This is a genomic window from Butyricicoccus sp. (assembly GCF_977037065.1).
The window spans coordinates 1-11362 of sequence record NZ_CDRQNY010000042.1; the positions used below are offsets into that span (position 1 = coordinate 1).

Genomic DNA, 11362 nt, shown 5'->3' on the forward strand with positions numbered 1-11362 from the left:
AGGATGCTTCCTTCTCTCTCGATAAGGGCAACGGCAAGTACACCGTAACGCTGTACCGCAACGTTTCCGGTACGTCCTATCAGCAGGTCGAGTCCAAGTCCATGAACGTAACCGTTAAGGACAGCTATGCTCCGTATCTGGCCTCCACTTCCGAGGTTCAGTTCTCCAAGGGTGATACGGTATCCGCTAAGGCTGCTGAACTCTGCAGGAACGCTAAGACCGACGAGGCTAAGGTTATCGCCATCTACAACTATATGGCAAGCCGTTATACTTATGATAACAAGCTGGTGAATGAGATCACCAGTGGCAAGATCACCAAGTACATCCCGGATACCGCCGCTACCCTGAAGGGCACTACCGGTATCTGCTACGATTTTTCCTCGCTGTTTGCAGCAATGTGCCGCAGCCAGGGCATCCCGTGCGCACTGACTAAGGGCTATGTCGGCTCCAGTTACCATGCTTGGAACAAGGTAAACCTGAATGGCAAGTGGTATCAGATTGATCTGACCTACGCGGTTACCCGCAGCGTGAAGAACGCAAAAACCCTGCATGACTGTGTATCTCCGCTGACCTACACCAACACCAGCGATGCGCTTGCAGTAGCTGCGGCTTAACACTTTTTCATTTTATTTTGTATGCAAATGGTCCTGATTGGATATGTTTATGCCCGATCAGCGGCGATTTCTTGCATAAAAAGCGATTCCGGATTGAAACTCTTCTTCGTTTTTACAGTATTTGCTTGTTGTTCGCGGGCATTTATGGTATACTAAAGAAGAGGATCCGGAGGATTTCTGTCCTGCGCAGGCAAAGGGCTGTGTATGCAGTCCGGCGTGTCTGCCGACAGAAAAGATCGTAAAATTCTGTGCATGACTTCCGTAAAGGGGTACAGGTACAGACAAAGGCACAGCCGGTGAAAACCGGTGTCGCAAAGCTAAATGGGCCTAAACGGAAGACTTTCTTCCGCATGGCAGCCGGTTGCCAAAGGTACTTTGTTACCCCCTTGCAGAGCTATGCGCGCTGTAAAGGGGGTATTTTATTTGGAGACTGAACAACCATTCTGCGTTGCCAACAGCCATTTCAAAAAGAACCAACCATCTGTGCTACTCGATAAGGAGTAAGTTGTACAGACAAGGGCACCATCGGTGAAAGCCGGTCTCGCAAAGCCAAGGGCCTAAACGGAAGGTATTCCGCATGGCAGCCGGTTTCCTAATGCAGCTTCTTCATAGTAGTCTTTTACTATTGAAGGAGGGGTTTTCATGATGAAAACAGGAAAAAATAATCGATTCTTAGCCAGCATTCTGGCGGCATCCATGATGCTGACGATGTCTCCGTTCGCATTTGCAGCGGATGAAACGGAGCAGAAAGAAATGACAACGCAGGAGCAGGTTCAGTCTGCTGCTCAAAATGAAACAAACGCAAATCCCGCAGTGTCTCAGATGGACAGTCAGTCTTCTGAGGACACAAACCCCGAAGCGCCTAAGACGGAAGGCCAGTCTCCTAAGGACACAAATTCCGAGGACGGTCAGCCTTCTGAGGACGTAAAACCTGCAGGTGAGAACACCACTGCAGGAGGCAGCACATCCACATCGAAGACTCCGGCAGAATCGGAGAACCCGACAGAACCGGAAACTCCGGCAGAACCGGAAGCACCGAAAAACGCTGCAAAGATCGGCGATACCATGTATCCGACTGTTGCTGACGCGATGGCAGCGGCTAAGCCGGGCGACACCATTGAACTGCTGAAAGATATTACAGAGAGTGTCAAAGTTGAAGTAACTAAGAATTTTGACGGCGAATTAACCATCGATTTGAACCAATACAGTATTGATGGAAATTCTCAGAAGTGTATCTGGCGAACCGGTAGCTCAAATTGTTGGCCCTCAAAACTTATTGTGAAAAACGGCACTCTGAAAAATGCTGGTTCCGGCAGTGCAATTGAGTGGGAAGGAGACCTTGAAGTTGCAAAATGTCGGTTTGAAAAAAATCAGGGCGGAGCAATACAGTCTCGCAGTGGCAATACAACGATTGTAAATTCCACTTTTGAAGAAAACCACTCCGGAAAGGCTGCTGGAGCAGCAATTCAGCTGGCTAGAAATGTGAAATGCGCCATTACTGGCTCCGCTTTTTCGGGAAATGTCACAAATAATATGGGCGGAGCGGTGTATGTTGACCATGGAACGCTCGATATTACAGACTGCACCTTTGAGAAAAATTCCGCCGTCTATGGTGGTGCCATTGCTGTTCATGAGATAGAAGAACTGACGATTGGCAATAACACCAATTGTTTAGAAAATAACGCTTCCTACGGCGGTGCTATCTATGCAAATATTTCCACGAACATCAACATCGTGGCAAACAGCGCACTGTGCAACAACATCGCATCCGGCTACGGCGGCGGCATCTACGCGACTGCGTCCAATATCAACATCGCGGCAAACAGCGCAGTGTATAACAATACCGCAGCGACCGCAGGCGACGACCTGTTTTTCTTCAGCAACTCGACCTTTACGCTCCCGAATGCAAAGGACATGAGCGGCGACCGCATTCTGTCCTCCGACAATATGGAGATTACCGGTTGGTATCATGACGGTTGGTATAAATGGAATGCTGCGCAGGGCGTTCGTGAGCCGATCGGCCGCTGGACGGCGGAAACGGCTGACGGGTATATTGATGAGTATACCCCGGTTGAAAAGGACACGCAGTACATTACGCTCAAGGCAGCGCATCCGCTGATGTACACGCTGACGTATGATGTTACCGGTGACCTGCCGGAAGGCTATACCGCTCCGGCAAAGCAGACGCTGGTTAAGGGCAGCAGCTATACCGTTGCAGAGGTTCCGGCCAGCGTGTCCGGCTCGAAGGATGGCGTGAACGGTACATTCTCCTTCAACGGCTGGAAAAAGGATGACGGTACGGTTCTGACTGGCGAGCAGCAGCTGACCGCAGACCTTACGCTGCACGGCGTATGGACCTTTACGAAAAAATCCTCCGGCGGCGGTGGCGGCGGCAGCCGCAAGCCCACCGTTACCATTCCGGATAATGTACCGACCGGTCTGAACGGCGATGACCACTATGCTTACATCGTAGGCTATCCGGACAGCACCGTCCGTCCGCAGAACGGCATTACACGTGCTGAGGTAGCAACCATCTTCTTCCGTTTGCTCACCGATGAGACCCGCAATGCAAACTCCACCAAGTCCAACAGCTACTCCGACGTAGCAGCCGGCGCATGGTACAACCACGCTGTTTCTACGCTGAGCGCTATGGGCATCGTAAAGGGTGACAGCCACGGCAAGTTCAATCCGAATGCGCCGATCACCCGTGCGGAGTTCGCTGCGATCGCAGCTCGTTTTGACGACAAGGCCAACACGACCGCTGTTGACTTCAGCGACATTGCATCCCACTGGGCAAAGGACGAAATCAGCGCCGCTGCCAACAACGGCTGGATCAACGGTTATACCGATGGCACCTTCCGTCCGAATAACAAGATCACCCGTGCCGAGGCGATGACGCTCGTAAACCGCGTCCTCAAGCGCCTTCCGGAGACTGCAAAGGACCTGCACAACGACATGATCAAGTGGAGCGACAACTCCGATACTTCCACATGGTATTACCTGGCCGTACAGGAGGCTACGAACAGCCACTATTACGGCATCAAGGAAAACAAGCACGAGAAGTGGAGCAAGCTGCGCGAAACTCGTGACTGGACCGAACTGGAAAAGTAAAAAATCTCCCGACTTTAGGGCAATGTCACTTAGTTAAAAACAAAAGAACATAATAGTCCACGGGAAACGACAGCGCACAGCGAAGCGAAAGCAAGCTGTGCGCTGTTTTTCTTATCTCATGCGAGGGAAGATGAGGAAGATCTGATGGTTATTCACAGATAAGGCAATGCTGTGCGATAGGCATATAGACTGCGCTATATCCACCCGGCAATATACTGAACGCTCACACAGTGCCCGACCGCGGTGCGATTTTCCCGCGCGAAGCTTGAAGTATGTACGGGACACATCTTCTTCACCATCTGACCGCCTACGGAGCCGGCCTGACGGCTGGTCAGATCGCCGTTATAGCCCTGCTTGAGGTTTACGCCGACCTCGGCAGCTGCCTCCATTTTGAAGCGATCCATTGCCGCGCGTGCTTCCGGTACCATGCCCTGATTAGAACCATTTTTCGTGTTAGTCATGTTTGTTCGCTCCTTTTCGATTCGGTTTGGTGTGTTGGGTTTTGCTGATAGTAGGTTGCGCACCAAAGGTCGAAATATGAGATGCAAATGCTGTGACGGAAGCCAGAAAATATGATAAGCAAACGCGTTTTGCCAGCGCAGGAAAACAAGCGTTGAAAATTTACTTTTGGACAGCGCATAAAACCTGCTCTGCTCATATAATAAAGGAAAGCACAGACATATACAGCCTTATTAGTTACGGTATATACTGCAGATGGGTTAGCTTATTCTAACTTATCGTTTCCGCCCGTCACCCAACCGTCCGGATGTGTTTTTCACTAAATTGTAAGCAAACATGTCTTGCAAGGATTTGTGCAATATGCTAATATGATGGTAATACATGTCCGATGCACAAATGTGCAATATGCGGACAGGGGAACGAATCCCGAGAAAGTCTGACAGCGATCGGAAGCGGCAGTGGAGGTGCCGCTGAAAAAGTCATATTCACTCAGATTAGGATGCTTAACCTTTTACAAGCACAGATTTACGTGGAAATAGGGCGGCTATGCCGCTTTATCAATAATGGATAGAGAACAGAAAGGACATCATAGTATGAGTCAAAACGAGAAGAAGGTATTCGGCAGACACAAAAAACAGGAAGAATCGCCTTTAGAGCAGACGCAGGCAGTGCCTGCGGTACAGGATGAAATCGCGGCAGAGCCTGCAGCCGAGGCGTCGCCCAAGCGCAACAAATACGCAGACAAAATGAATCGCAAAAAGCGCAGACTGAGCAAGGGTGCGCGTATCGGCATTACGGCGGCGGCGGTTGCGCTGCTGCTTGGCGGCGGCATCTGGGCTGTGGTGAAATCCCGCGATGCGGGCACGGAGAATGTGACGCAAACCACGGCTGCGGTCAGTTGCGGCGATCTAGAGACCTACATAGAGGGAAGCGGCGTTACTGCTGCCAAAAAACGTGAGGAGCTTGGCCGGGAGGTTAAGGGCAAGGTAACACAGGTGCTGGTTGCCGAGGGCGACGAGGTGCACACCGGCGATCCGCTGCTGGTGATCGACCCGACCGAAACCCGCAAGGAGCTTGCGGATGCACAAAAGGAGCTGACCGAGGCGGAACGCGGTGTCTCGGACGCGCAGCTGGAGGTCTCCAAGGCACAGTCCGACTTGAGCACGGCGCAGAGAAAACTGAGCCGTCTGCACATCACGGCGCCGTTTACCGGCAAACTGATTCCGACGAAGGATTCGGACAACAAGGATGTGTCCTTCCGTGTCGGTGAGCAGGTGAGCGAGGGACAGGTCATCGGCTACATGGTAAATGACCGCCAGATGAAGCTGACGCTGGCGTTCAGCGCCGAATATGCCCGCAGCATTCGCACCGGACAGGCGGCCACGGTATCCATCGCTTCTGCGATGAGCGAGGTGAGCGGTACGGTATCGTCGGTCGAGACAGCGCAGCAGATTTCGAGTGAAGGTGTGCGCGTTATTCGCGTCGGCATTACGGTGAATAACCCTGGTTCGCTGACAAAGGGCATGACAGCCACAGCGACAATCAATGCCGGACGCCTCGGTGCGATCTATCCGGCGAACGCAGGCACACTGGAATACAGCCGCGAGGAAGCCGTCACCGCACAGATAAGCGGCGAGATCATCAAGCTGAACGGCACAAGCTACAGCACCTACAACGGCGGTGCGCTTATCATGTCCCTGTCGAGTGACGCTTCTCAGGATGAGATTTCAGCCGCGCAGAATGGTATTGCGGCGGCAAACCGCACGGTTGCCAGCGCAAAGACGGTTGCAGACGAAAAGCGGGCACACATTGCCGAACTGCAGCAGAAGATTCAGAACTCGACCGTTACCTCTCCGATAGACGGCGTTGTTGTCAGCCTGAACGCCGTTGAAGGACAGGAGGCGACCGGCTCGGAGACGCTCGTTGTGGTTGCTGATTTGAATGATATTGTCGTCAACGCCGAGGTCTCCTCAATGGATATCGGCTCGGTGCAGCAGGGACAGCAGGCGACTATGACGATGTACGCTTCGGACGGCTCCGAGATTTCGCTGACCGGCGAGGTACAGTCGGTTGCGCTGGAGCCGACACAGAACTCCAGTAACGGGCAGGGCAGCATGCCGACCTTCAAGGCGGTCATTTCGGTGGATCCGCTGGAGGGACAGAAAATTTACAGCGGTATGTCGATCGAATATAAAATCACGACGGCCTCGTCCTACGGCTGCCTGATGGTACCGTCGTCGGCTATCGTCAACACGGACAGCGGCACAGCTGTATTCGCCAAGCCGCTGACGGACGAGAACGGAAACGAGATTCCGTTTGAGGAAACCCTGCCGATCCCCGAGGGTACCGAAGGCATTCCGGAGGATTATCAGCTTGTACCGGTTGAGACCGGCATTGCCGATTCGACCAACACGGAAATCCTCGGCGGTCTGGAAGAGGGCACCGAGGTATTCCTCGCCGGTCCGAGCGATCTGTATGCCGAAATGTCGGGTGACGGCATGTCCGTCGGTTAAGGAGGGCGCGCTTATGTGGGAAAGAAACGCGCAGACTCCTGACACGGAGCGCCGCGCTGAATTGTTAATTGACGTTCAGCGCATGAGCAAGATTTACAACGAAGGAAGAGAAAACGAAGTGCGTGCACTGGATGACATCTCGCTGCAGGTGCAATGGGGGGAGTTCCTGTGCATTCTGGGACAGTCCGGCTCGGGCAAGTCCACGCTGATGAACATTCTCGGCTGTCTGGATATTCCAACCTACGGCTCCTATCATCTAAACGGGCAGCTGGTCAGCGATATGAAGCCGTCCGTACTGTCCGGTATCCGCAACCGGGAGATCGGGTTTATCTTTCAGGGCTTTAATCTGATTCCGGCGCTGACGGCGCTGGAAAACGTCGAGCTGCCGCTCATCTACCGCGGTATGCCGCGGGAGGAACGCCGCCGTCTGGCGCAGGAGGCGTTAGTCTCGGTCGGTCTGGAAAAGCGCATGGATCACCGTCCGGGCGAGATGTCCGGCGGACAGCAGCAGCGTGTTGCGATCGCGCGGGCAGTAGCGGCAAAGCCGCCGATCATCATGGCGGACGAGCCGACCGGCAATCTGGATTCTGCTTCCGGTCTGGATATTATGCGCAAGCTGACTGCACTCAATGAGCAGGGAACCTCCATCATCCTCATCACGCATGACAACCATCTTGCACAGATGGCAAAACGCATCGTGACGATACAGGACGGCAGGATCATTTCGGACACGAAAGGAGGGGCCGTATGAATTGGATGCAGACGGTTCGTATGGCGTTCAAGTCCATCCTGAACAACAAGGTTCGCTCGATTCTGACCATGCTCGGCATCATCATCGGTGTGGCATCGGTTATCGCTATCGTGGCGTCGATTCAGGGCACGAGCAAGCTGCAGCGCCTGCAGTATGAGGCGATGGGCGTCAACCGCATCGACATTTACGGATACGGTGCCAAAAACCGCGACTGGCAGGAGTTTGAGGACTATATGACGAATGATCTGTCCGACAAAATCGCCGCATGGTCGCCGCAGAGCCAGTATTACGACTGGCAGAACAGCGGCATCCAGTACCGGGCCAAAAGGCTGGATAACAACGACAGCAACAGCGGCTACACCTATATGTACTTCGGCAACGAGCATTACGGCGAGGTGACAAGTCATGCGATTTCCGCCGGACGGGATATTTCCGCTGCGGACTGCCGCACGCGCGCCCGCGTCTGTGTGATCGGAGAAACATTGCGCAAGTATTTCTTCGGGGCGATGAGTCCGATCGGGCAGAAGCTGCAGATCGGCGGCAAGGGCTTTGAGGTTATCGGCGTGTATGCCGGTAAGTATGACGGCAAGCTGAATACAGACGATCAGATGATTGTGATGCCGTACACGCTGCAGAGCACGATGATGAGTGTATACGGCATGGCAGACCGCCAGTATATCGTGAAGGCGGCGGACAAGGACGTGATTGCCGAGCTGACAGACGAGCTTCTGCCGGGCTTTATGCAGGGCCGCTGCGAGGCGGGAAACGGATATTTTTCTGCTTCGTCGGACAGCCAGTGGCAGGAGCAGAGCGAGTCCTCCAACAACATGCTTGCGCTGCTCGGCGGCGGTGTCGCCGGAATCTCGCTGCTCGTTGGCGGTATCGGCATCATGAATATCATGCTGGTGTCTGTTACCGAGCGCACCCGCGAGATCGGTATCCGTATGGCAATCGGTGCCCGCAAGCGGGATATTATCGGGCAGTTTCTGGTAGAGGCCTCGGTGGTCTCGTGCTGCGGCGGTGTGATCGGCATTGTGCTCGGCTGCTTTCTTTCGGCGGTGCTGGGCAATCTGCTGCTCGCAAAAACGCAGAACAGCTACATGCCGACCGTGGAGCAGTTCACCGTACTGCCCTCTGCGGGACTGGTCATCGGCGCATTTCTGTTTTCTGCGCTGCTGGGCATTATCTTCGGACTGTATCCCGCCAATAAGGCCTCGAACCTGCAGCCGGTAGACGCGCTGCGGACGCAGTAAAAGGAAAGGACAGGTAGGAAAATGAAAAAAAGATTTGTCAGCCTGTGTCTGGCAGGCTTGATCATGGTTGCACCGGCTTCGGCGGTGTTTACCGATATTTCAGACAGCAGGGTATCGCAGACGGCCGCCGTTCTGGATGCACTGGGTATCATGCAGGGCGTAGGCGGCGGCAGCTTCGCGCCGGGCAAGGCGCTGACGCGGGCGCAGTTCTGCAAGCTGGCGGTTACCGCCATGGGTGTGACGGATGTAAGTCCGTATGCCAGCTACACGATTTTTCCGGATGTTAAGCATTCGCACTGGGCAGCGCCGTATATTAACGCGGCAGTACGCCATCCGGAGCTGAAGGAAAAGTCCATCATCCGCGGCTATGCGGACGGCAGCTTTGGCCCGGATAAGATTGTCAGCTACGGCGAGGTCTGCACCATGCTGCTGCGTATGCTGGGCTATAAAGAGGAGGATGTCGGTCCGTTCTGGCCTGCGGACTATATCGCGCAGGCACAGGCCATCGGTCTGACGGACGGTGTCACGATTGCGGATGCGCGTGCCGCAGTCAAGCGCGGAGATGCGGCGGTGCTTCTGCTGAACGCTCTGAATACGGATAAAAAGGGAGAAGAGGGCAGCACACTGCTTGACAAGGTCGCGTCCTCGACGGTCAAGGACTGCATTCTGCTTGAGACCGGAAAAACATACAGCGGCCTTGCTGCAGATGCGGCATTGTTCTATGAGGACGGTGTTGTGGATGCGGAATCTCCCCGTAAGACCGCCGGTACGCTGGACAGCAGCATGATCGGTGTGTACGGCACGATCGTTATCGGCAAGGGCAGCAGCAAGGTTGCGGTCGGTGTGATTCCGAACGGCAACAAGACCGAAGCCTATGAGGTTGTCAATGCGGCAGCAGATCGTATCGTTACCACGAACGGAACACTGCGTCCGGACCGCAAGACCAAGCTGTATATCAGCCGCGACCATGTCATGAATGAGTACGAAAATGCATGGGCGAACCTGCAGAGCGGAGATACACTGAGCCTGTACTATAATGAGTACGGTGTGCTGCAGCTGATGGCAGTCCTGCCGAAAACGACAGCAGGCGCCGCGCACTCGTTTGTTTACGGTCTGGCGACCTCGCGCCGGATTCCGGCGGAGTATACGATCATCAAAAACGGTGCGAAGATCGACGCGAGCAAGCTGAAAAAGTACGATGTTGTGACGCTCGATGCCGCAAACCGTCAGGCGATCGTTTCGGATACCAAGCTGAGCGGAAAATATCAGACCGACTCGACAACGTACAGCCATCCCTCTCAGGTGAAGATTCTGGGAAAGGACTTTGAGGTTTCCTCCGAGGCGGCGGCAACGTTCAAGGATATGAAGCTGAACGATTACATCACGCTGCTGTTTGACGCGGACGGCAATGTTGCGGCTGCGTACCCGAAAAAGGACGTCAGCGCGGAGATGCAGGGCATTGTAACCAAAATTGACGGGAAAAAGGCCACGGTCACGCTGACAAACGGTCTGACCCTGCGGGATATTCCGATCGCCAAGGACGTAAAAACCGATGTGATGGGGCGTCTGGTTACGGTCAGCCAGTCCGGTGAGGAGGCAGACCTGATTCGCCGCACGCTCTCCGGAAAGACCGCCGGAAGCTGGTCTGTTGCGGAGGGCAAACTGGGCAGTAACGCTGTTTCCTCCAAGGTGCGCGTGTATGAGGAGGTGCTCTCCGGCGCACCGCTGAACGCGATCAACGTCAGCGATATTGACCTGACCTCGGTTCCGGCTTCGCAGATTAAGTATACCGTGCAGGATAATGCAGGTACGGTTACGAATATTGTTCTGGGCGATGTGACCGGGGAAAGCTGGATTTATGGTATTGGCTATGGCAAGCGGGATAAGACGGATGAGAAAGATGGCAATTCTCCGGAATATGTTGTGCTCCGCCATTGGGACGGGGCAAAGCAGGAGGAAAGCACATTCCGTGTACTCACGCTGCCGCGCGGTCTGGGCGGTGTACCGATTGCAGTCCCCAGAGGGTACTCAACCGATGAAAGCATCGTCAATACCTCGCTGGATACGCTCAAGCTGACATTGATCGACACGGTAAAGCCGTCGGCATTTGACGGTTCCTCCGGTGTCCGCACCAAGGACGGCTATTACGAGCTGGCAGAGAACATCGGCGTTTACGTCTCGGAGCAGAACCGGTTTGTTTCGCTGCAGACGGCGAAATCCAACTACACGAGCTTCCGCGTATACGCCAATAAAACGGCGGAAAACGGCGGGAAAATCCGTGTGATTGTCGCTTCGTGATTTGCTGTGTGCTGCGGTCATAGTTTTTCGTTAAATAATTGAAATTGCAAAACGGATGCTTCTCTGTGCTTGGAGAGGCATCCGTTTTGTTTCGGCTTGGATTTTAATGCAGTCTGCGAGATTCATAAACGCCACAAAAGCAACAAAAAACCGCTTATTCATTACGAATAAGCGGTTTTATATGGTGCGAGTAGTGATACAGAACTTTTCAAAAACCATCGTAGTACAATTTGTTTTTGAGACCATCGGATAGCAACTTGCTTGTATCGCACCCCGATGGGCGGCTGTATTGAAAAAACAGTTGCCTTTTATATACCACACAACCTAAAAATTATCAAGTACGCGCAGCGTTCACTTCTCCCA

7 protein-coding genes and 2 riboswitches are annotated in these 11362 nt (G+C 53.8%); of the genes, 6 read left to right on the top strand and 1 reads right to left on the bottom strand.

Features of this window, described 5'->3' with window-relative positions; genetic code table 11:
* Together ACWVX6_RS10385 and ACWVX6_RS10390 are read left to right on the top strand one after the other, a co-directional pair.
* The coding region (locus ACWVX6_RS10385) for a transglutaminase-like domain-containing protein (protein WP_455153104.1) at positions 1–614 on the top strand (614 nt) is incomplete at its 5' end.
* 276 nt (positions 615–890) lie between these two features.
* Positions 891–983, top strand: a riboswitch (cyclic di-GMP riboswitch).
* Between the two features lie 139 nt (positions 984–1122).
* A riboswitch (cyclic di-GMP riboswitch) is annotated at positions 1123–1210 on the top strand.
* Positions 1211–1256: 46 nt separating this feature from the next.
* Complete coding sequence (locus tag ACWVX6_RS10390; RefSeq protein ID WP_455153105.1) at positions 1257–3725, top strand: S-layer homology domain-containing protein; 2469 nt, start codon at positions 1257–1259, stop codon at positions 3723–3725.
* Between the two features lie 194 nt (positions 3726–3919).
* Here ACWVX6_RS10390 and ACWVX6_RS10395 read toward each other — a convergent pair whose 3' ends face one another.
* Positions 3920–4186: an alpha/beta-type small acid-soluble spore protein gene (locus ACWVX6_RS10395; RefSeq protein WP_455153106.1), complete on the bottom strand. Its 267-nt coding sequence runs from the start codon at positions 4184–4186 to the stop codon at positions 3920–3922.
* A 591-nt stretch (positions 4187–4777) separates the two neighbouring features.
* On the opposite strand from ACWVX6_RS10395, the gene ACWVX6_RS10400 reads away from it, so the two are divergent.
* The 4 genes from ACWVX6_RS10400 to ACWVX6_RS10415 are packed head-to-tail and all read left to right on the top strand — an operon-like array spanning position 4778 to position 10999.
* Positions 4778–6697, top strand: coding sequence for an HlyD family efflux transporter periplasmic adaptor subunit (locus ACWVX6_RS10400; RefSeq protein WP_455153107.1), 1920 nt, complete (start codon positions 4778–4780; stop codon positions 6695–6697).
* A 13-nt stretch (positions 6698–6710) separates the two neighbouring features.
* Positions 6711–7448, top strand: a complete 738-nt coding sequence (locus tag ACWVX6_RS10405) for an ABC transporter ATP-binding protein (protein WP_117490400.1) — start codon at positions 6711–6713, stop codon at positions 7446–7448.
* On the top strand, positions 7445–8701 hold the full coding sequence (locus tag ACWVX6_RS10410) for an ABC transporter permease (RefSeq protein ID WP_118285247.1): 1257 nt from the start codon (positions 7445–7447) through the stop codon (positions 8699–8701). Before ACWVX6_RS10405 ends, ACWVX6_RS10410 begins: the two co-directional genes overlap by 4 nt.
* A gap of 21 nt (positions 8702–8722) precedes the next feature.
* Entirely contained in the window at positions 8723–10999 is a 2277-nt protein-coding gene (locus tag ACWVX6_RS10415) for an S-layer homology domain-containing protein (protein WP_455153108.1), read from the top strand.
* Positions 11000–11362 lie beyond the last annotated feature (363 nt).

Coding starts and splice junctions, on each gene's coding strand:
- ACWVX6_RS10390 (WP_455153105.1), top strand. CDS start 1,257: ATGATGAAAACAGGAAAAAATAATCGATTCTTAGCCAGCATTCTGGCG.
- ACWVX6_RS10395 (WP_455153106.1), bottom strand. CDS start 4,186: ATGACTAACACGAAAAATGGTTCTAATCAGGGCATGGTACCGGAAGCA.
- ACWVX6_RS10400 (WP_455153107.1), top strand. CDS start 4,778: ATGAGTCAAAACGAGAAGAAGGTATTCGGCAGACACAAAAAACAGGAA.
- ACWVX6_RS10405 (WP_117490400.1), top strand. CDS start 6,711: ATGTGGGAAAGAAACGCGCAGACTCCTGACACGGAGCGCCGCGCTGAA.
- ACWVX6_RS10410 (WP_118285247.1), top strand. CDS start 7,445: ATGAATTGGATGCAGACGGTTCGTATGGCGTTCAAGTCCATCCTGAAC.
- ACWVX6_RS10415 (WP_455153108.1), top strand. CDS start 8,723: ATGAAAAAAAGATTTGTCAGCCTGTGTCTGGCAGGCTTGATCATGGTT.